The sequence below is a fragment of the Paenibacillus sp. GCM10027627 genome (assembly GCF_042675505.1).
Lineage (GTDB): Bacteria > Bacillota > Bacilli > Paenibacillales > Paenibacillaceae > Pristimantibacillus.
Genome location: NZ_JBHTHB010000004.1, coordinates 610026 through 631030 on the forward strand (window position 1 = coordinate 610026; position 21005 = coordinate 631030).

The following is a 21005-nucleotide window of genomic DNA, read 5'->3' on the forward strand; positions in this document are numbered from 1 at the left end:
GCGAGGGCACCTCCTAGAGCGTATGCGAAGCCAGATTCGATTCATACCATCGTCCGGCGTATCTTTTTATCGATTATACCATAGCCCCGCCCTCCTCAACACGAAAGAATCTGGCAGCTCGTTAATGCTGCACGACGATTGTTGGAAAATACGAGGGACAAACTAAAAATCGCGGCCGGCACCAAGGCCGACCGCGATTTCGTACAAACTCTATACACTGCAATCCGTTAGCTACACGCCTTTGTTCTTAAAGAGCGTACTAATGGAACCGCCGTCCAAAATAATGCGGGTCGCTTCCGCGAGCAGCGGAGCAACAGACAAAATTTTAAAGCGCTCCGGCGTTGATTCCGGCAGCATGATGGAATCGGTTACGATAACTTCTTTAATATTGGGATGATCCAAACGCTCAATAGCGGCTCCTGAGAAGAGCGGGTGCGTCGCGCAGACGTATACGTCTTCCGCGCCTCTTTCCTTCAAGCCTTCGACAACGTTGACGATCGTGTTGCCTGTATCAATAAGGTCTTCAATAATAATAGGCGTCTGTCCAGCGACATCACCGATCACGTGCGTGATGGATGATTCGTTGTGGGCAGGACGTTTCTTGATCATAATGGCAAACGACGTATCCAAGTAATTGGCGAGCTTCTCCGCTGTGGAAGCACGGCCTGCGTCCGGCGATACGACTACCGGATTTTTAATATTTTTGGACTTGAGATAGTCGCTGATCAGGTCAAGCGCCGTCATGTGGTCCACCGGGATATTAAAGAAGCCCTGAATAGCCGGAGCATGAAGATCGATCGTGATGACGCGCGTTGCGCCAACGGTAGTCAGCACGTCCGCCAGCATCTTTGCCGAGATCGGCTCCCTTGGAGCAGACTTGCGTTCTTGGCGGGCATATCCGTAGTACGGCATAATAATGTTAACCGTTCTTGCGGAAGCGCGTTTCGCCGCATCGATCATGACAAGCAATTCGACAAAATGCTCGTTGATGGGATGCGAGAACGACTGAACCAAAAATACATCGCAATTCCGAATCGTTTCCTCGTAGTGAACGTAAATTTCACCGCTCTTGAAACGAGACAGCTTGATTGCACCTAGGTTCAACCCCAGCTCGCTGCTGATTTTTTGAGCCAATACCGGATTTGACGAACCCGAAAAAATACGCACCTTGTCGCTTAACATGATACCCTCCTGAGCGTTTTAAACCAATTAATGTAGAACTTCGTTCCGTCTTACTTGTCCTATTATACATTGATTTACCGATAATTCAAAAAGGTATTCGAACTATTTTTCGACAAAGTTATGAAAAGGTTGTCATCTCATCTTATTGGTCGTCGGTTTGCCGTGTCTGCCTGCCAGTTCGGTCATAATATCGTCCAGCGGAAGTCCTCTCTCTCGCAGCAGCACCATAAGATGGAAGATTAAATCGCCCGCTTCGCTGCGCAGCTCATCATTGTCTCCGTTTTTGGCGGCAATAATGACTTCGGCGGACTCCTCCCCAACCTTTTTCAAAATTTTGTCTAAGCCCTTATCGAACAAATAGGAAGTGTAAGCACCCTCTGTCCGCTCAGCATGGCGCTGCGCAATAATGCTTTCCAATTGGCCGAGAACGGCAAATCGATCTGATTCTTCGGGCGAACCGCTTTGGCTCGCCTTCCCCGGCTCGTCCTCTCCAAGCGCAATCTCTTGGTAAAAGCAGCTGTAAGAGCCCGTGTGACAAGCAGGTCCCTTCTGAACAACCCGCACAAGCAGCGTATCGCCGTCGCAGTCATACGACATCTCTACAATTTGCTGAGTATGCCCGCTTGTCGCCCCCTTGTTCCACAGTTCTCCTCTGGAGCGGCTCCAAAACCATGTAGAACCGGTTTCAATAGACAGCTTCAGCGACTCCGCGTTCATATAAGCCAGCATAAGCACTTCTTTGCTCTGCGAATCCTGTACGATGGCCGGGACTAGTCCGCTAGCGTCCCATTTAATTCCGTTTATGATCGATGTAGACGTCATCCTCTCACCTCGACTCCTTTCCCCCGCAGATCGTCTTTCACTTGCTGTATCGTCATTTCCTTGTAATGGAAAATAGTAGCCGCTAAGCCGGCATCGGCCCGTGCATCTTGGAATACCTCATGAAAATGGCCGACTTTGCCCGCGCCTCCGGAAGCGATCACGGGAATGCCAACGGAATCAGAAACGGCGGCCGTCAGCGGAATGTCAAATCCGTCTTTGGTGCCATCGGCGTCCATGCTGGTCAGCAGCAATTCGCCCGCTCCGAGCCGCTCTGCCTCCCGTGCCCATTCCAACGCTTTAATGCCGGTTGATTTCCGTCCCCCATGCGTATACACTTCCCACTCGCCCCATTCGGGATTGAACTTGGCATCGATAGCGACGACGATGCATTGCGAGCCGAACCTCCGCGCTCCATCCGATACTAATGCTTTATTTAAAATTGCCGCTGTATTGATGCCGATTTTGTCGGCCCCCGCCCGCAGCAGTCTCGTCATATCGTCGACATGGGCAATGCCGCCTCCGACCGTAAACGGAATCGTAATTTCTCCCGCCGTTCGCTTCACGACTTCGATCATCGTAGCACGTCCCTCGACGGATGCCGATATGTCCAAAAAGACGAGCTCGTCCGCTCCCTCTCGGTCATAAGTCGCGGCAAGCTCGACAGGATCGCCCGCGTCGCGCAAATTAACGAAGTTGACGCCCTTCACCACACGTCCGTCCTTCACGTCCAGACAAGGAATAATGCGTTTGGTCAGCATGTTGTCCTCTCTCCTCTCTTCCTCCGCGCCGGTTAACGGGATGCGGCTTGTTCAGCCGATGCGTTTTTCGTCAAAGCCAAAAAATTGCCGAGCAGCGCCATGCCAAGCTCTCCGCTTTTTTCCGGGTGGAACTGCATGCCGTATACATTGTCCCGACCCACTATCGCCGTAACGGGTCCAAAATAATCCGTCGTCGAGAGCAGATCCGATTGAAGCTCCGGCTTCGCGTGAAACGAATGGACGAAATAAACATGCCCTTCCCCAAGTCCTTCGAACAAGGGACAATCTCCTTGTACAAAGGACAGCTTATTCCAGCCCATATGAGGAATTTTGAAGCTGCCGCTAAATCGGATCACTTGGCCTGGCAGGAGGCCTAGGCCTTTATTCTGACCATGCTCGGAGCTTTCGCTAAACAGCAATTGCATGCCGAGGCAGATGCCAAGCAGCGGTTTGCCCGTTGCCGCAAAATCAGCTGTTATCCGGTCGAGACCCGTATCGCGCAAGTTTTGCATGGCATCGCCAAAAGCGCCTACGCCGGGCAAAATAACGCCGTCCGCCTTCAAAATTTGCTCAGCGTCCGCCGTCACAACCGCCTCGTAGCCTAGGCGCTCCACCGCTTTGCTTACGCTATGGAGATTGCCCATGCCGTAATCGATAATTGCGATCATCCTTAGAGAACTCCCTTCGTTGAAGGCACCCCTTGTACGCGAGGGTCGATGCTGGTCGCTTCGTCAAGTGCCCGTCCAAGAGCTTTGAACACCGCTTCGATCATATGATGCGTATTTTGGCCGTAGTGGACGATAACATGAAGGGTAATTCGCGCTTCGAGCGCAAGCTTCCACAAAAACTCATGAACAAGCTCCGTCGAGAAGCTCCCCACTTGAGACGAAGGATATTGCGCACGGTATTCAAAATGAGGCCGGTTGCTCACGTCGATCACGACTTGCGCCAGCGCCTCGTCCATTGGCACAAATACGCTCGCATAACGTTTAATGCCGCGTTTGTCGCCCAACGCTTCGCGCAGCGTCTGGCCGAGGCAGATGCCGATGTCTTCTACCGTGTGATGGTCGTCGATATCGATGTCGCCTTTAGCGTCAACCGTTAGATCGAATTGTCCGTGCTTGGCAAACAAATCTAGCATATGGTTAAGAAACGGCACATCCGTTTCCAATTTCGCTTGGCCCGTTCCGTCCACGGCAAATGTCAGCGCAATATCCGTTTCGTTCGTTTTTCTCGCAACTGATGCCTCGCGTGCGGCGGCATTTCCTTGTTCTGTCATCGTAAACCCTTCCTTCTTATATATTGAAATAAACGATTATGAAAACAAATAATTGAAATGCGGCAGACTACTTTCCGCCTTCCTTCTTCAATCGGTATTCGATCGCTCTCGCATGGCCCTCTAGCCCTTCATGCCTCGCTAAAGTCATAATGCTTTCCCCATTTTTCATAAGGGCTTCTTTACTGTAGAAAATAAGGCTGGACTTCTTCAAAAAGTCGTCGACGTTAACGGGCGAAGAGAATCTCGCCGTTCCATTGGTCGGAATAATATGATTCGGCCCCGCGAAATAATCGCCTACCGGCTCCGAGCTGTACGGCCCTAGGAAAATAGCGCCTGCATTTTCGATAAAGCCAAGCCACTGCATAGGATCTTCCGTTAATATTTCCAAATGCTCGGGAGCCATTTTGTTAATCGCATCGATTCCTTCTTTAATAGAATCAACTAGCAAGATAGCTCCAAAGTTGTCGATAGAGCTTCTAGCGATCTCTTCCCTTGGCAATTCGGAAAGCTGGCGCTCCACCTCTTCCGCAACGGCTTCCGCAAGTTTAGCCGAAGGAGTGACCAATATGGACGAAGACATCTCGTCATGCTCCGCCTGCGACAGCAGATCGGCCGCAATGTATGCGGGATCGGCGTATTCGTCGGCCAAAATAGCGATTTCGCTAGGTCCGGCCATGCTGTCAATGTCAACGGCGCCATAGACGGCCCGCTTCGCAAGCGCCACAAAAATATTGCCCGGCCCGCAAATTTTATCGACCGGAGCGATCGTTGCCGTGCCGTATGCAAGCGCGGCAATCGCTTGCGCCCCGCCGACCCGGTACAGCTCCTTGACGCCGGCCTCCGCGGCGGCTACAAGAATATACGGGTCGATTCCTTCTTTGCCTCCGGTAGCCGGCGGCGTCACCATCACTATTTCCGGTACGCCGGCCACCTGCGCCGGAATCACGTTCATGAGCACGGACGATGGATACGCCGCTTTGCCGCCGGGCACATAAACGCCCACTCGCTTCAGCGGGCGCAAAATTTGCCCAAGCAGCGTACCGTCCGGCTGCGCATCCATCCATGAGTTTCGCAGCTGCTTCTCATGGAAACGGCGAATATTGACGGCCGCCTCCCTAAGCGCCGTCAAAAACCCGGCGTCTACGTGCTCGTAGGCCGCCTCAATTTCCTCTTGCGTCACGCGTAACTGAGACGCGTCCAGCTTCGTCTTGTCGAACTGCTCCGTATAACGCAGCAGCGCCGCATCTCCTTCCGCCTTGACGTCTCCGACGATCCGCAAGGCCGCTTCATTTTGCTCCGGTGTTCCGTACTCCACCTCGCGCTTCAATCCGAATTGCTCCGCCCGCATAATTCGCATGCTTCATCGCTCCTATCTCTGCAAGCCCAGAAGGGCCGGTTGCATCCTATCGTGAATCTATTACATATACTCCTAATCCCGTAGTAATAATCCCGCGCGCAGTAAGCTCTCAAAGCCTGCAACGCCAAAGCATCTCCAAGCAAGCTACACTTTTGCCCCGATCACAGCTTGCAGTTTGTCGCATAGGCTTTGGATGCTGTTGTTTTTCATCCGGTAGCTGACTCTGTTTGCAATAAGGCGGCTCGTAATGCCAAATATCGTTTCCATCTCCACGAGTCCGTTTTCCTGAAGCGTCTGCCCAGTCTCAACCATATCGACGATTCGGTCGGCAAGCCCGATCAGAGGCGCCAGCTCGATAGAACCGTTCAGCTTAATGACTTCCACCTGCTGCCCCCGCTCGCGAAAATAAGCCGAAGCTACCGCTGGATATTTTGTCGCTACACGAGGATGAATCGCCGGCTTCCAATCCGGCAGCCCGATAACCGACATCCGGCATTTGGCAATGCCAAGATCGAGCAGTTCATAAACATCCCTGTTTTCTTCCATTAAAACGTCTTTGCCGACAATTCCGATATCCGCAACTCCGTATTCTACATAGGTAGGCACGTCAACCGGCTTAGCCATAATAAATTCCATGTTCGCTTCCGGCAATTCAATAATAAGCTTGCGCGTATCGTCGAAGTCGCTAGGAATAGGCAGGCCAGCCTCGCGGAACAGCTTAGAAGCCTGCTTATAGATTCTTCCTTTGGGCATCGCCACTTTTAAAATTTCTTTTTCGCTTTCGCCGCTCACTCTCCGCTTCCCCCTTCCGCTTTGCCGCCATACGTTTCAAGAGCCGTATACCGCAATCCTTTATAATAAAAGGAGGACGCTCCCGCATCGTACCCGATTTCCCCAGCGAGCTCGCGGGCAGACTCTCCTCTTTCTGTCACAACCATCGTACCGCTCGCGCGCAGTTGCTGGGCACGAGCCAAAGCTTCATCTCTGCCCTCCGAATCGTAGACGACAAGCGTCCGCTCCTCGTCCGTCTCTGTCTCCGCACCGAGCAGCTCCAAAACTCTGGTCGTCTTTAAAGCAAAGCCCGTTGCCCCTGCCGGACGGCCAAATTGCGCCAGCAAATTGTCATAACGGCCTCCGCTAACGACCGGAAATCCGATATCCGCCGCATACCCTTCAAAAGTCATTCCCGTATAATAGGAAAAGTCGCCGATCATCGTCAGATCGATCATCACATGCTCGCTTACTCCATAAGCTTTAAGCGCATCCCAAATTTTGCACAGGTGGCCTATCGCTTCTCTACCCGTCTGGTCTGAGCTAAGCTGCAACGCCTGCTCGCAAACCTCGCTGCCGCCCCGCAAGCGCAAAATACCTTCCAACTCACGGCGGACCGGCTCATCCAGCGGCAGCATGCGCAATTGCTCGCGGTAACCGACGTAATCCCTTCCAAGCAGGCAAGCTTTGAGCAGCTCCTGATCCTCAGAGCGCCCCTTTAGAGCCTCCTCCAGCAATCCATTCAAAAAGCCTACATGTCCAATCGCCATTTTGAATCGTTTCACTCCGGCCGCTTTTAAAGAAGCGATTGCCAGCGCCACAACTTCCGCATCGGAATCCGCCGAGGAGTCGCCGACCAGCTCTACCCCGGTCTGGTAAAATTCCGCCTCTCGCCCAGCCTCTTCTTCAATAGAACGAAACACATTGGAATGATAGGAAAGTCTAAGGGGGAAATCGGATTCCTTGAGCAGCGACGAGACGACACGGGCAATGGGTGCCGTCATATCGGAACGAAGCACCAGCGTTGTCCCCCGGTTATTGAGCAGCTTATATAGTTTCTGATCGGAGGTGGAGCTTGCCACACCTACAGTATCGTAATATTCCATAGTTGGTGTGATAATTTGCTCGTAGCCCCAACCGCGCATGCACGCGAGCACCTCGCGTTCAATTTGGCGCAGCTTGCGAACCGCATCCGGCAAATAATCTTTTACGCCGATCGGCTTTTCGAACATTTTTGGTTTGGACATATGAGTCCTCCTTCTAATACTTCATTACATTAAAGCGATACCATGTTACCTTGCTAACAAAATAAAGACTAGTCGTTATCGTAGCACGATCCTCCAATATTCGTCAAGGCAGCAGCTCCCTATTCGAACCTTCCTGCTCTTGCATACGAAAAAAAGAATGTCCTTCAAGCTTGTCCGCAGACCGCCTTTGCCGCATGCCTGTCATTTCGCTTGTTGGACATTCTTTGTCTCTTCATCTGGTTCCTTAAGAGTGTGTTGTCTGCTCCGTACGCCGTTCAATCAGCCTCATAGGATTGCCGCCTACAAACGCGTGTGCCGGAACATCCTTATGGACAAGAGTGCCGGCCGATACAATGGCGTGGTCGCCTATCGTAACCCCTGGCAAAATCGTTGTATTCGCTCCGATCATGACATTCTCGCCGATTTTCACATCTCCAAGCCTGTATTCCTTAATTAAATATTCATGAGTTAGAATCGTTGTATTATAGCCGATAATCGTATTGCGCCCTACGGAAATCCGTTCCGGGAAAAACACATCTACCATAACCATTAGCGCAAAAGCGGCATGCTCTCCCACTTTCATTCCAAGCACATGGCGATAAATCCAATTTTTCCACGACAAAAAAGGGCAATAGCGCGCAATTTGAATAAAAATAAAATTGCGCACTCCCTTCATTTTGCTAACCGTCGAATAGATTTGCCATAAAGAATTGGGGCCTTCGACTGGATATCGTTCAACGTTTCTCAAACCATTTCCCGCTCCGCTCCGGCGAAAGCATACAGCTCCCGCATATCGTCAATCACATAATTTGCCCCGGCGTCTCTCAGCACTTGTCCTCCCTTAAGGGACCAAGCCACTCCGACCGCAATCGCTCCGGCTGCCACAGCCGACTGCATGTCCACTGTGCTGTCGCCTACCATAATGGTAGTGGCAGGATCGGCGCCTAGCAGCTCGATCGCTTTGAGCACTGGCTCGGGATGAGGCTTTGGATGGGTGACATCATCAATCGTCACAATCGCATCGATATAATCGAATATGCCGACAAACTTCAGACCTCTTTCCGTTGTTAGCCGCATCTTCGTCGTGACGACCCCGATTTGGACTCCGCTATTGTGCAGCTTCTCGAGCACTTCGTTTACGAACTCAAAAGGCTTTACCAGCTCATCATGCAAACGGAGATTGATTTGCCGATAGGAGGCGACCAGATGCGAAACATCCTCGAGCCCAGAGAACAACTTCATTTGATCCGAGAGCGGCTGCCCCATGCTTGGGATGATCTGCTCTCGGCTGAAACCTTCCGGCGCCGTCCCCTCCAGCGATTCCAGAAACGAACGGATAATCAATTCATTTGTATCCAATATCGTGCCATCCAAATCGAACAGCATCGTACGAACTTGCTTCATAGCTGTTTAACCTCCTAGTGCTGTAACGCTTACGCTCCCTTGGAATCGGCTGCATCCGGCTGCCCTAAGCCGTTGCGCTCCGGTTTGGTCGTGACGATAGGATCGGAGTAATAGACCGGAGCCGTTCCGTTCACTCGTCTCCAAACGACGAAGATAATCGCACCGACTACTAGCAGCAGCGCTATCAATTGCGAAATACGAATATTTCCATACGCCGGGTCCAAGTACCCCGGATCGAACACGCCGTTCATTGGCGCCCATAAGCCGTCAACGATGGCAGCCAGCCAGCTTGGTCCCATAAAGGCCAGACTGTCCGTTCTCAGCGCTTCAATAAAGAAGCGGCCGATAGAGTACCAAATGAAGTAAGCGGCCATAAGCTCTCCCGCGCGAAGAAACTTTTGGCGGCGCAAAACAAACAGAACGCCCAAACCAACCAAGCTCCACAACGATTCATAAAGGAAAGCCGGGTGGCGGAAAGCCCCCTCGATAAACATATGATCCACGATGAACGAAGGAATATGCAGCGTATTTCTCAAAAATTCCTCAGTTGTTGGACCGCCATAAGCTTCTTGGTTCATGAAGTTGCCCCAGCGGCCAATCATTTGTCCAATTAATAACCCCGGAACGCTAATGTCGACAATACGCCAGAAGCTGTACCCTTTATAGCGGGAATAAATAATTCCGCATATAAAAGCTCCGATAATCGCTCCGTAAATGGCGATGCCGCCCTCCCAAATTTTAAAGATGGCCAGCGGATCGCCCTTATATTCATCCCATGTAAATGCTACATAATAAATACGCGCCGCAATAATGGCCGATGGCGCTCCAAGCAGAAGCAAATCCATAAAAAATTCCGGCTTGATACCAAAACGCTTGCCCTCCCGCACTGCAATAAGCAGACCGGCTAGCGCTCCAAGTCCCAAAATGAGACCGTACCACCGAATAGACAATGGTCCCAGCTCGAATAAAACCGGATCAATGGCTAACGATTGCATAATTGTCATCGACTCTCCTTTTTCATAATGAACAGTGGCATTTTCAAAAAATTAAATGTTTACTCATGGTGTGGAATAGAGCTGGTTCAAGAGCAATCAGTCGAAATCGTCCATATCGTCGGCAATCGTTTCCGTTAATTTGTTCGTAAACTGCAATGCCGCATTGTAGCCCATCCGCTTAAGGCGGAAATTCATAGCCGCCACTTCGATAATGACGGCCAAGTTGCGGCCCGGTCTAACCGGGATCGTCACAAGGGGTACGTCCGTATCTATAATTCGGGTCGTCTCCTCGTCGAGACCAAGCCTGTCGTACTGCTTATCCTGCTGCCAATTTTCCAGCTTAATAACAAGCCCGATTCTTTTTTGAGTACGGACGGCACCCGCGCCAAACAGCGTCATCACGTTGATAATGCCGAGACCGCGAATTTCAAGCAAATGCCGGATCAGCTCCGGGGCCGTACCGTGCAGCTGGCCGTCCGATGTCTGGCGAATTTCAACCGCATCGTCGGCAATTAGCCGGTGGCTTCGCTTGACGAGTTCAAGAGCCGTTTCGCTTTTGCCTATGCCGCTTCCGCCTGTAATCAGCATTCCCACTCCATAAACGTCAACCAAAACACCATGAATGGTAGCTGTAGGAGCGAGCTTATGCTCTAGAAAATCAGTGATCCGGCTGGACAAAATCGTAGTGGCAACGTTGCTTCGAAGCACCGGAACCTGCGTCTCGTTCGCTTGCTCGATAAGCTCCTTCGGAGCCTCCAACCCTCTGGTCAAAATGATGCACGGGGTATCTTCATGGCACAACCGGACCATCCGGCCCTTGCGCTCCTCGCTGTCCAGCATGTTGAGAAACGAAATTTCCGTACGGCCGAGCAATTGAACGCGCTCTCTTGGGTGATAATGGAAGTAGCCTGCCATCTCAAGGCCTGGCCGGTACAAATCGTCTACTGTAATATTGCGTTTCAGACCGTCCTCGCCAGCTACGATTTCAAGCTGAAACTGCCGGACGAGCTCAGATACTTTCACTTTTTTCGGCAATGTATGGACCTCCTTCACATGCGTGCAGCCGTGTTCTATTTCATACTTATGTAGTTGCTTTTTTCCAATGTCTTCATCGTAATGCAAAAAGACGCCGAACGCAACGTTTCCGCCGTTCAGCGCCTTCTTGATTTTTTCAGTTCTATTGTTTAATCTTCACTTCAATATCCTGCAAAACGTATCCAAGGTACTGTCTAATGTTAAACGTAAGAGGCTGCACGTAAGGAACGTCTGGAACATTGAAATCATAATAAATGATTCCTCCCGAATCAATCCTCATGTTAGCATAAGCTCCATCCGGAAGCGGGTATTGTTTACCGTTTCCATCACGAAACGTTCCGTTATGCTCAAACAAGACAGGGGCCCAGTGGTACTCGCTTGGATCGGTTAGTGTTAGCTCAAGCTCTATCCCTTTGCTCTTGCCTCTGTTGTACACGCCTTTCAATATCAATCTGGAATCGGGCGCGCTAATCGTTTCTCCTGTCTCTGTGTTTACGCTCATGGTAAGCCCCTGATCCGACATGTAGATGCCGGATAATTTTAACGTCAATTCCTTCGGTTTCTGGAAATAGCTGCTTTGGAAGCGTTGGGTGATCTCACTGTTCAAGTCCCCCATGCCTGCATTAGACGTGTAGCGTCTTCCTCTTTCATCAACAAGCTCCAAATCTATAAATCCATTTAGCCGTTTGGTGTTGTTTTCATTTCCCTTGAACGTAATCGACACTTGAAGAGGCGAGATAACCGCTTCTTTGATCTCGATTTGCTGGCCTCCCATTTCAATCTTATGATTAATAGCGATACGCTCTTCTAAATTGGCAAACCGCTCATGATCGATAGGCACCTGCACTTTCAGCCACTCCTGCCCCACCTGCATCTTAAACTCAATCTCTTTCGGGATCGCAACGCCCGGAGACATCATAATATCGAGATAATCCTGCACAGCGTCGGAGTCACCCTTCTCTTCCCGAAAATAATGATAAGATGAGATGACCGCTTGGATTCCCTCTCCGTTTTCATCCTTCAGCTCATAGTCGCGAAAAGTGTTATCGTATTTCTGAATGCCCGGTCCTTCAACCGTATAAAACAATACCATTCTTTGCGAGTCCGCCATCACTCCGTTTACGGTAAACTTGTAGCCGTTTTTTTCATCCGAACAATTGACCGGCTGGATAAATTCATTTGAAAGGGCCGCTGAAAGAGACGGATCAAACGCAATCAGCTCCACAAAACCTCCGAAACCCGGAATTTCCTTCATCACAGCTGCAAAAGCCGGAGAAATGCGGACAAAGGCGGTGAGCATAAGCAGCATACAAACTACGGCAGCCCCCATCCCCATACTCAGCCTTTTTCTTTGAAAGCGAACCGCTCTTCTTCGCCCTTGCTCCATTCCACTTTTCAGAGCTGCATCCAGCTCTGCCAGCTTTTCCGGATTAGTTTGATCCAGTGCTCCTTGAAGATGAGCTTCCACTTCTTGTTTGTCCCGCATCAACCAGTCCATCGTCTCGCTAAGCTCCGCTTCCCAATCTGCCTCATCCCCGCTCTCTGGAAGAGAATCGGGCACTTCATGTTCATTGCTTTGAGGGAACGTTGTCTCATGACTGCTATGCTCAACCTCTTTCCCATCCCTTTGCCAAAAACGTTTCATGATGCGCCTCCTCCTCCCCTGCTTCCATCTCTTTTTTCAACAACTTGAGCCCCTTATGCAGCCACGTTTTTATAGTCCCGTCAGGCTTTTCTAGCAAATCCGCTATTTCCGTAATCGTCATATCCCGGTAATATTTAAGCGCTACGACCATCCGCAAATTTGGAGGCAGCTTTGCCACACTGCCGGCCATGCCGATCCGCTCTGCCGGATCTTGCCTCGGAGCTTCCCTCTCCAACAAGCTCGCTGGCGTAGGACGTTCCCGCTTTTTCTTCTTTCGCTCATCCATGCACACATGAATCAAAATACGAACCATCCAAGTCGCAAAATACTTGTCTTCCCGTAAAGTACGGCGTTTGATCCAAACCCGGCACACCGTCTCCTGAATGGCCTCCAATGCATCCTCTTCGTTTCGCATATACGCATAAGCTATCCCGTAAAGCTTCCCTTTTTCTCTTTCGATCCGATTCCAAAGAGCTTGTTCATCCCTTCGGATATCCCCCTCATTGGGGCCCTCGTTGTCCATACTTCCCCTCCTGCTCGGCACTTCGTTTCGTTATGTACTCATTAGACAGTCTAGCGGCTCAAACGGTTTTCTTTTTTTCATGAAAAAATAAAAAAAGAGCCTCCGGCAAACCGGAAGCTCTTCGTTATTCATATTATTAGCCTTCGAAAATGTTCAGTTCAGTCTCTTTGTCGAACAAGTGCGTCTTGTTCATATCAAGAGCCAGCTTCACGCTTGCGCCATCACGAACGCCAGCGCGTCCGTCTACACGTGCGATAACCGTTTGGGAACCGATACCGTTCAAGTACAGGTACATTTCGTGACCAAGGTTTTCAGCAACCTCTACATTCGCATTAACGATTGTATTCGGGGAAGCCTCAAGGAATACAGGCTCTTCGTGAATATCCTCAGGACGAATGCCTAGGATCACTTCTTTGCCGATGTAGCCTTTGGAACGAAGAGCAGCCGCTTTGCCTTCAGGTACAACTACGTCAACGCCAGCAGCTTTGAAACGTACAGTACCGCCTTGCTCAGCCAGTGTACCCGCTACAAAGTTCATGGACGGAGCTCCGATAAAGCCCGCAACGAAAATGTTTACTGGGTGGTTGTAAAGCTCTTCTGGGGAAGCCGTTTGTTGAATGAAGCCGTCCTTCATAACAACGATACGGTCGCCCATCGTCATAGCCTCGATTTGGTCATGCGTTACGTAGATAGTCGTAGTCTCAAGGCGCTTAGTCAGCTTGCTGATTTCTGCGCGCATTTGACCGCGAAGCTTAGCGTCCAAGTTGGAAAGCGGTTCGTCCATCAAGAATACTTGCGGCTCACGAACGATCGCACGGCCTAGGGCAACACGCTGGCGCTGACCGCCGGACAATGCTTTAGGCTTACGGTCGAGCAAATGCTCAATATCAAGAATTTTAGCAGCTTCACGAACGCGTTTGTCGATGTCTGCTTTTTTGAATTTGCGAAGTTTAAGACCGAATGCCATGTTTTGGTACACGTTCATGTGCGGATACAAGGCATAGGATTGGAATACCATCGCGATATCGCGATCTTTAGGAGCAACGTCGTTCACAAGACGGTCGCCGATGAACAATTTACCTTCCGAGATTTCCTCCAGACCTGCAATCATACGGAGAGTTGTCGATTTACCGCAACCGGAAGGTCCGACAAGTACGAGGAACTCTTTATCCTTAATATCTAGGTTTACATCCGTTACTGATGCTTTGTCCGTTCCCGGATATTTTTTGTAAATGCCTTCTAAGCGTACGCCTGCCATGATAAGTTTCCCCCTAAAAAGAAATTTCAATATGCATCTATCTTATCCCAGAGGAAGGCGTATGACTATGCACATACTATACAAAAAAACTAATTCCTTTTCGTAACTTTGTACAATAGCAAAATAATCTTAACAAGTACCGCATCCCGGAACTGCCTTACGTCAAGGCCCGTTTCCTGCTTTAGCTTGTCCAATCTATATAGCAGCGTATTGCGGTGAATGTACAGCTTTTTCGCCGTTTCGCTGACGTTGCAGTCAAGGGAGAAAAACGTTTCAAGCGTGCCCAGCATCTCCGATTCCACGAACAGATCCGCCCGCTTCAGGGACTGTTCCAAATATTTGGAGCGATTAGCTTCTGGAATCGCATTGAGCAATCTTTCCAATTGCAGCATCCATGGAAGATGAATGTTGGTTCCGACATGGAATTTGCGCCCCAGGTTGATCGTCTCCCTGAGAATCATAGCCGATTCCACCATTCCTTTGGATGGAGAAGCAGGTTCGGTTACGGCCAGATGACACTCCCCTAGCCATTCGCTCGCCAGCATTTCGTGCAGTCCGAGCGCTATAGAGGCGAGACTATCCTCCATTGATTCCTCTTCCAACATATCGCCGGGATCGGCATCCTCATCCTTTAACAACGATAGAGGGCCCCAAATGAGCCATTCCTGGCTTTTGAGAGGGATGAGCAATATATCTTCCGATAAGAAGGAACGTAGCAGTTTCTCCAACTCGGGGTAAACGTTTTGTTTGGCGTTCGTATGCTCTGTAACTAACAGAAACGGAATCATTTCGTTATACAGTCGGGTTCCGGCCATAAGATGATCGGGAAGAAAGAAGACCGGAGCGTCTGATTCCAGCTGTTTTTGCAGCCAATCGCTCAGCTTAAGAGCCAGCTTCTCAGAGTCCGATTTTCCAGAATCGGCATGTTGCTTGTCCGGTTTTTGCAATCGCGATACGGCAAAACCGACTAAATCCCGCTCCAGCTCACTGAGCTCCGCTCCTTGCACTTCCAACACCGAAAGCTCGGCACCTTGCACGGACGAAATAAACCAAAGAATCCCTCCCGCTCCGGCATAAGCACCTGCGGCTACATGTTGACTTCTCGCAGCGGAAGCTGACACCATATCGGCATCCTTAACGAACGCATACCATTCGGAAATGTCTATCGTCTTCATTTCCATTGGGCGCTCCAATATTTCACGAAGGTTTTTAAGGCCGTCTCCTGTGCTCATCCTGCTCCACTCCCATGAAAATCCTTTCCGTCATTGTATCATATCGTCCCAGCCCATTTCAGCTTCTGAAGCTTCATTGACCGCCTCGTCCAATCGTGATACTCTCTTTTTAAAAAAATTCGTCTAAAAGGAGAGAATCTAGCATGAGCCGTTCTATCGTCATTATCTCTGGGAGTCCAAACGCCACCTCGCGCCTTAACGGAATCATTGATTATGTCCGCGGGTCGCTTGAGAAGCAAGGATATCCATCCCGAACCATTACCGTTGTTGCTTTGCCTGCGGAAGACCTCGTTCATTCCCGCTTCGGCAGCCCGGATATCGTTGCAGCCAATAAGGAGGTAGAGGAAGCGTCCGCCGTTATTATTGCAAGCCCCGTATATAAGGCCTCCTACACCGGGGTGCTCAAATCGTATATCGACCTGCTCCCGCAAACAGGGCTGGAAGGCAAGCTTGTGCTGCCGCTGTTCATTGGCGGAACGCTTGCACACTTGCTGGCCATCGATTATTCGCTTAAGCCGGTCCTCTCTTCCATGGGCGCCCGTCATTTTATTAAAGGCGTCTATGCGACTGACAATCAAGTGACACGCATTCAGGACGGGTCGCTGGAAACCAAGTTCGACATCCATGAGGAGCTTTTGGAAAGGCTTGAAGCATCCGTACAACAATTAATTGAAGAACTAGCCCTCAGAAGCGGGAGAAATTAAAAAATAAATTTCCTATCGCCTCGTCCAACTGGAATAGACCATTCCCTCAAATAAGCGCCAAGAAGCATTGCATTGCTCCTTCTGCCTATCCTGTCTTTTGGCACAACGCTATCAATGCTGAATTGAACGGTCTTTCTTTTGCTGGATGGGGCGTACTATCGGAATGTTAGCTTTTCCTCCATAAGTCCCTCTCCGCAGCAGCCACTCCACCGGTCCGACTTGAAATTTGGACAGCCAGAGCATGCTTCCCGCAGCTTGAAGTGAATAGAAAATCAAGCAATAAAAGACCGTTTGCCAAAGATGAAGTGTCGTTGGATTGGCCAGCGTTAAAGAGAACAACAGCAGTGTCGCCACCGTTTGCAGCAAATAATTGGAGAGCGACATCCGTCCGACGGCACGGAATGGCTCCAGCCACCTTCTCCCTTTAGTCCGGTCAAATACCTGCCAGAAGGTCAATATATAAAATACAGCCAGCGCTTTTCCAGCCAGCATTAGAAACAATACGATCTTTAAAGTTGCATAATTCTCATCGAAAACAAATGTATATACAATTGGCACGCTTAGAATGACTCCAATCAAAAGAGACCCCATTTGCATCCGTTTGAACAAGCCTCTATCCTTCATCAACTTGCCGAACAAATCTGCCTTTGCTGCCGCAAGACCAAACAAAAACAATGGAAGCAGCTCCAGAACATACAGTGGCATCATCATCCAACTGCCGACCATATCGTCCGTTAATCTATGAACCAGATTGGCCCAATAAGGACTAAACACGTTATAAGGCTCCATTGAAAAAACAAGCTTAGTATCGAATATGGTTTGAGAAGCAATAAAGCCCAATACCCCATACACCGCCAGAAGAGATGAGGCCCAAATCACGATTGTTTTCGGCTTGCTTTTTCGGAACAGCAATAAGCCAAGCCCCATTACAGCATAAGAATGGAGTATATCTCCTTCCCATAGGAAAAGCGCATGGACAAAGCCGATAGCAAACAAGATCAAAGACCGTTTCATGAACAGCTTCTCTCCTAATCGCCCTTTCTCTTCTGCTCTTTTTAAAAACAGCCAAAAAGCATATCCATATAGAAACGAAAAGATCGTATAAAACTTGGTTTTCATCAAAAGATCGAGAACTATTTTAAAATAGGAATCTATACCGGTATAAATAAAATAAATCGACGACGATTCCATCCGCAACATATCCGGAACATTAACCAAAAAAATACCCAGAAGCGCAATTCCCCTCAATGCATCTATAAAATGATTTCGTTCTGACGCCATAGTTGGAGTCAAATTCATTGGACTGCCCCACCCTTGTCTCCCGATTATTTAAATGTATTTCGTTCTTTTTCCTTCATGTTTAATTGCGGACGATTTGTTAGTTCCGAACTTCCAACTCGTCCATAAACGTCCATGCTCCATTCGCAGGAACGACCTCTACCTTAACGTAGCGTCCGCTCATCCCGCTTAAGCCGCTCACACGATAAAGCCCGGTCAGATCCTGACTGCCTGCTCCAATTCCAACCGGTTTATCGGCAGTACCCGCATGGTCAAAATTCACATTGTCTGACGATACCCAAAAACGCACTTCCTTAGGCAGGAAAATAAACACTGGCTGTACTTGCAAAAAATTGGCGCTTAACTCGCCAATAGTGCGGGTTTGTCCCAAATCTAGAACGAAGTGATACGGGTCCGCTGTGTTGCGGCCCTGCCATGCTGCATTCCCATAATCGGTGGAGCCCTTTAAGCCGTCCGTCAGTTCCATTCCCCCTGTATCTGAATAGGAAGAGTGAGCTGTAAGCGAAGCGGTATAAGGCTTCCCTGAGGACTGGACATTCGGATACGGCACAACCTCCAATGTCGTCACCGCAGCTTCATTTGACAACGATAAATTGCCCGCAGCGTCAAAAGCTCTCACCGAATATAGATAAGCGGTGTTTGGCAGCAGCTCTTTATCCTTATAGCCATATGTGTCCGCATTTACAGTTGCAATTTCCGCTCCATCCCGATAAATACGGTATCCGACAACCCCCTTATTATCCGACCATGCAGACCAGCTTAAATTTGCCGTATTCGGCTCGGTCGCTGTTGCAGCCAATTCCGCTGACGCTACCGGCGCCAAAGCATCCATTGCTGCTGTTGCTAAATAGCTCGCATATGTGGCGTAGTAGAGCGGATTAACCGTTTGCGGACTTAAATAATGATTGAAACTAAAGCTCGTATATTCGCTCACGTAAGGCTGAACGGCAAGCATATTGTCCAGCATATGTCTAAGATTCATCGGTTTGTAGTTCTTATTAAACGTCTCTGTGTCCGCCCAAAGGGCAGTTGCCGGGCTAGACGCCATGATCGCATTTCGTGTCGCTGCGAACCATGCCGCCAAATCCGATGTCGATGCATGCCCCGCGCCAACCCCATCCTGCAAAGCAAAAATATCGATGTCAGTCCTGCTAAGTATATAGCTCCACATCGTTTCCCACGCAGAAGGAGTAAGCCCGCCGGAAACATTGTAAAAAGGCGAGATCATAATGGGCAGATTAGGGGAAACCGTATTCGTCACTGCAATCAAGCTGTTGTAAAAATCGGCCATTCGCTGCCATTCAACCGCCGTAGGCAGATGCCAATTGTCTACTTCAAAGCTTAAATACCAGCCTTTAAAAGACGGATGGTGTCCATATTTAGACCATAGGTCCTCTATCAATTGCCCCGCAATCAGGGACTCGTTATTGAGCCAGCCTTGATTATTCGTATAATGGGTGAACCATTCATCGTTAACTTGAAGGCCTATATAAATATCGAGGCCATATTGATCTCCCATTTCAAGTGTTTTGGCCACGACGTCATATGTCGTATTTTGCGTCAATCCAGGTACCGACGACGGATATACCGCTGTGTTGGATTTCGTATCGGCTGACCATTGCAAAATAAGATGATTCATTCCGACACTCTTCATAAGCTGAAATTCATTTTGCCAATTGGCATGGTACCATTGCTCCACTAGCTGCGGCTGTATAAAAGAACCTCCCAATTTCATCACATTTGGAGAAATCGGAAATGTCTCAAGCACTCTCCATTCGTCCACGAACGACCACATGTCTGGTGTTCCGCTAACTGTCATTTGGACGTAGCGAGCCGTAATCGGCTCAGCTGAGGAGCATTGATAAAGCACCCTTTCAATTGCGCTGCCTATTTCCTGCAGTCCTACTGAACATGCCGGCATATAATCGGCTTGATTGCTCGAATAGCGATATTCCACTTGATAAGGAAGTCCAATGCCTGCTCCGCTATATTTATAAAAGCCGGATTCGAAACTTTGAAACGTTTTTTCCACACCTAAGTCGACGGTGAAAGAATAACTGGTTTGGCTGAATCGTCCCTGCCAAGCTCCATCGGCAACATACGGAGAAGCCGTATGACCATCTGTCAACTCCATGCCTCCACTATCCGTATACGAATCGTGTGCTGGAGAACTGAAAGTATAGCTTTTGCCCGCAAGCAAGTTAGACCCGGTTGCACTTGCGAGGGGAACAGCAATTGAATTAAACCCTGTTACAAATAATAAAATGCATAAGACCATAATTCCAATAGTGCGACTGGTTTTCATAAACAATTGTGACGTTCCCATGACTCTCGATTCTCCTTATCTTCCGGATTAACGATCATTTTGCCCCTCATATCCTTTGGTGTACCCTGGGATCCGATTCTCATTGGTACCCGACTTCCTGCCGCCTTCATTATATAGAGCTTTTATAATATGCTCAGTATATACATAGAACAATAGTCCTATAAAGATCGCCGACAAGTATTATATCGAATACAATCGTTTTCCGTTGAAGAGTACTTTCCAAATTTTATAATTAGAAATAATCTTATCATAAATTTTCCAATAATAGATATTAAACCGTCATCTATAGATCAATAAACAAAAAAAAGCCCCTATGAAGGGGCTTTAAAAAACAAAAAAAGAGAGGAATCTCCTCTCTTGAACGTTTGTTTTCAGTTTTAATAAAAAAACTGGTGAGCCATGTAGGACTCGAACCTACGACACCCTGATTAAAAGTCAGGTGCTCTACCAACTGAGCTAATGGCTCTTGATGAAGAAATGGTGGAGGGCGATGGATTCGAACCACCGAACCCGAAGGAAGAGATTTACAGTCTCCCGCGTTTGGCCACTTCGCTAGCCCTCCGTATGTCGATTCTGTTTGCCAAAAGCATTAAAGAATCAATGGTGGCTCGGGACGGAATCGAACCGCCGACACGAGGATTTTCAGTCCTCTGCTCTACCGACTGAGCTACCGAGCCTTATAAAAGAAAAAATGGCGGAGCTGACGGGATTCGAACCCGCGGTCTCCTGCGTGACAGGCAGGCATGTTAGGCCTCTACACCACAGCTCCGAGTTGTAAAGATGGTGGAGGATGACGGGATCGAACCGCCGACCCTCTGCTTGTAAGGCAGATGCTCTCCCAGCTGAGCTAATCCTCCATATATGGTAGCGGCGAAGGGGATCGAACCCCCGACCTCACGGGTATGAACCGTACGCTCTAGCCAGCTGAGCTACACCGCCACATGTCCCCGAATAATGTCACTTGAAGCGCTCGGGGTCGCTTGCAAGGTCAGGCAATGGCATAACCAAATGCCAAGTGCAAATCGCTTTGTCTTGATGGAGCTTGTCCATCGCAACATCCTGATTGCGCCCTGAAAACTGGATACGAAAGTTGCTGAAACGCTTTAGCTGTTTGTTAGGATAAGCCCTCGACCGATTAGTATTCGTCAGCTCCACACATTGCTGTGCT

At 49.3% G+C, this 21005-nt stretch carries 20 protein-coding genes and 6 tRNA genes; 1 reads left to right on the plus strand and 25 read right to left on the minus strand.

From position 1 onward, the window contains the following. Window positions 1–231 precede the first annotated feature (231 nt). The 16 genes from ACFQZE_RS17270 to ACFQZE_RS17345 form a co-directional block, all read right to left on the minus strand. Complete coding sequence (locus ACFQZE_RS17270; protein WP_379359219.1) at window positions 232–1182, minus strand: ribose-phosphate diphosphokinase; 951 nt, start codon at window positions 1180–1182, stop codon at window positions 232–234. A 132-nt stretch (window positions 1183–1314) separates the two neighbouring features. Then, entirely contained in the window at window positions 1315–2004 is a 690-nt protein-coding gene (hisIE, locus tag ACFQZE_RS17275; protein ID WP_379359221.1) for a bifunctional phosphoribosyl-AMP cyclohydrolase/phosphoribosyl-ATP diphosphatase HisIE, read from the minus strand. After that, complete coding sequence (gene hisF / locus ACFQZE_RS17280) at window positions 2001–2762, minus strand: imidazole glycerol phosphate synthase subunit HisF (protein ID WP_379359223.1); 762 nt, start codon at window positions 2760–2762, stop codon at window positions 2001–2003. Before hisF ends, hisIE begins: the two co-directional genes overlap by 4 nt. Window positions 2763–2794: 32 nt before the next feature. Continuing rightward, the gene (gene hisH / locus ACFQZE_RS17285) at window positions 2795–3430 is read right to left on the minus strand and encodes an imidazole glycerol phosphate synthase subunit HisH (RefSeq protein ID WP_379359225.1); all 636 of its coding nucleotides are present in this window, start codon (window positions 3428–3430) and stop codon (window positions 2795–2797) included. A 2-nt stretch (window positions 3431–3432) separates the two neighbouring features. Beyond that, window positions 3433–4041: an imidazoleglycerol-phosphate dehydratase HisB gene (gene hisB / locus ACFQZE_RS17290; RefSeq protein ID WP_379359227.1), complete on the minus strand. Its 609-nt coding sequence runs from the start codon at window positions 4039–4041 to the stop codon at window positions 3433–3435. Between the two features lie 67 nt (window positions 4042–4108). Further along, window positions 4109–5398 (minus strand): histidinol dehydrogenase, encoded by a 1290-nt coding sequence (gene hisD / locus ACFQZE_RS17295; protein WP_379359229.1) that lies wholly within the window; start codon window positions 5396–5398, stop codon window positions 4109–4111. Window positions 5399–5542: 144 nt separating this feature from the next. Next, on the minus strand, window positions 5543–6151 hold the full coding sequence (hisG, locus tag ACFQZE_RS17300; protein WP_379359295.1) for an ATP phosphoribosyltransferase: 609 nt from the start codon (window positions 6149–6151) through the stop codon (window positions 5543–5545). Window positions 6152–6186: 35 nt separating this feature from the next. Beyond that, window positions 6187–7416 carry an ATP phosphoribosyltransferase regulatory subunit gene (locus tag ACFQZE_RS17305; RefSeq protein ID WP_379359231.1) on the minus strand — a complete coding sequence of 410 codons (1230 nt, stop codon included), beginning with the start codon at window positions 7414–7416 and terminating at the stop codon, window positions 6187–6189. A gap of 244 nt (window positions 7417–7660) precedes the next feature. After that, the gene (locus tag ACFQZE_RS17310; protein WP_379359233.1) at window positions 7661–8164 is read right to left on the minus strand and encodes an acyltransferase; all 504 of its coding nucleotides are present in this window, start codon (window positions 8162–8164) and stop codon (window positions 7661–7663) included. Then, on the minus strand, window positions 8161–8820 hold the full coding sequence (gene ppaX / locus ACFQZE_RS17315) for a pyrophosphatase PpaX (RefSeq protein WP_379359235.1): 660 nt from the start codon (window positions 8818–8820) through the stop codon (window positions 8161–8163). Before ppaX ends, ACFQZE_RS17310 begins: the two co-directional genes overlap by 4 nt. A 29-nt stretch (window positions 8821–8849) precedes the next feature. Further along, window positions 8850–9815 (minus strand): prolipoprotein diacylglyceryl transferase, encoded by a 966-nt coding sequence (gene lgt, locus ACFQZE_RS17320; protein ID WP_379359297.1) that lies wholly within the window; start codon window positions 9813–9815, stop codon window positions 8850–8852. Window positions 9816–9911: 96 nt separating this feature from the next. After that, entirely contained in the window at window positions 9912–10850 is a 939-nt protein-coding gene (gene hprK / locus ACFQZE_RS17325; RefSeq protein ID WP_379359237.1) for an HPr(Ser) kinase/phosphatase, read from the minus strand. A 142-nt stretch (window positions 10851–10992) separates the two neighbouring features. Then, the gene (locus ACFQZE_RS17330; protein ID WP_379359239.1) at window positions 10993–12495 is read right to left on the minus strand and encodes a DUF4179 domain-containing protein; all 1503 of its coding nucleotides are present in this window, start codon (window positions 12493–12495) and stop codon (window positions 10993–10995) included. Further along, entirely contained in the window at window positions 12458–13018 is a 561-nt protein-coding gene (locus ACFQZE_RS17335; RefSeq protein ID WP_379359241.1) for a sigma-70 family RNA polymerase sigma factor, read from the minus strand. The genes ACFQZE_RS17330 and ACFQZE_RS17335 overlap by 38 nt, the downstream gene beginning before the upstream one ends. Window positions 13019–13154: 136 nt before the next feature. Further along, window positions 13155–14276, minus strand: coding sequence for an ABC transporter ATP-binding protein (locus ACFQZE_RS17340; protein ID WP_379359243.1), 1122 nt, complete (start codon window positions 14274–14276; stop codon window positions 13155–13157). 89 nt (window positions 14277–14365) lie between these two features. Then, a complete protein-coding gene (locus ACFQZE_RS17345; protein ID WP_379359245.1) occupies window positions 14366–15508 on the minus strand; it encodes a PucR family transcriptional regulator in 1143 nt (380 codons plus the stop codon). Window positions 15509–15651: 143 nt separating this feature from the next. On the opposite strand from ACFQZE_RS17345, the gene ssuE reads away from it, so the two are divergent. Then, on the plus strand, window positions 15652–16212 hold the full coding sequence (gene ssuE / locus ACFQZE_RS17350) for an NADPH-dependent FMN reductase (RefSeq protein ID WP_379359247.1): 561 nt from the start codon (window positions 15652–15654) through the stop codon (window positions 16210–16212). Window positions 16213–16323: 111 nt separating this feature from the next. Here ssuE and ACFQZE_RS17355 read toward each other — a convergent pair whose 3' ends face one another. The 9 genes from ACFQZE_RS17355 to ACFQZE_RS17395 form a co-directional block, all read right to left on the minus strand. Further along, window positions 16324–17511 (minus strand): DUF418 domain-containing protein, encoded by a 1188-nt coding sequence (locus ACFQZE_RS17355; protein WP_379359249.1) that lies wholly within the window; start codon window positions 17509–17511, stop codon window positions 16324–16326. Between the two features lie 79 nt (window positions 17512–17590). After that, window positions 17591–19639, minus strand: coding sequence for a DUF4434 domain-containing protein (locus ACFQZE_RS17360; RefSeq protein ID WP_379359251.1), 2049 nt, complete (start codon window positions 19637–19639; stop codon window positions 17591–17593). A 588-nt stretch (window positions 19640–20227) separates the two neighbouring features. Further along, window positions 20228–20303: transfer RNA gene (locus ACFQZE_RS17365), tRNA-Lys, on the minus strand. Window positions 20304–20315: 12 nt separating this feature from the next. After that, window positions 20316–20399, minus strand: a tRNA-Tyr gene (locus ACFQZE_RS17370). 39 nt (window positions 20400–20438) lie between these two features. Next, window positions 20439–20514, minus strand: a tRNA-Phe gene (locus ACFQZE_RS17375). 15 nt (window positions 20515–20529) lie between these two features. After that, window positions 20530–20606, minus strand: a tRNA-Asp gene (locus ACFQZE_RS17380). Window positions 20607–20618: 12 nt separating this feature from the next. Beyond that, window positions 20619–20694, minus strand: a tRNA-Val gene (locus ACFQZE_RS17385). 5 nt (window positions 20695–20699) lie between these two features. Then, window positions 20700–20776 (minus strand) — tRNA-Met (locus ACFQZE_RS17390). A gap of 18 nt (window positions 20777–20794) precedes the next feature. Continuing rightward, window positions 20795–21005, minus strand: a 211-nt coding sequence (locus ACFQZE_RS17395) for a hypothetical protein (protein WP_379359253.1), incomplete at its 5' end; no start/stop codon positions are given.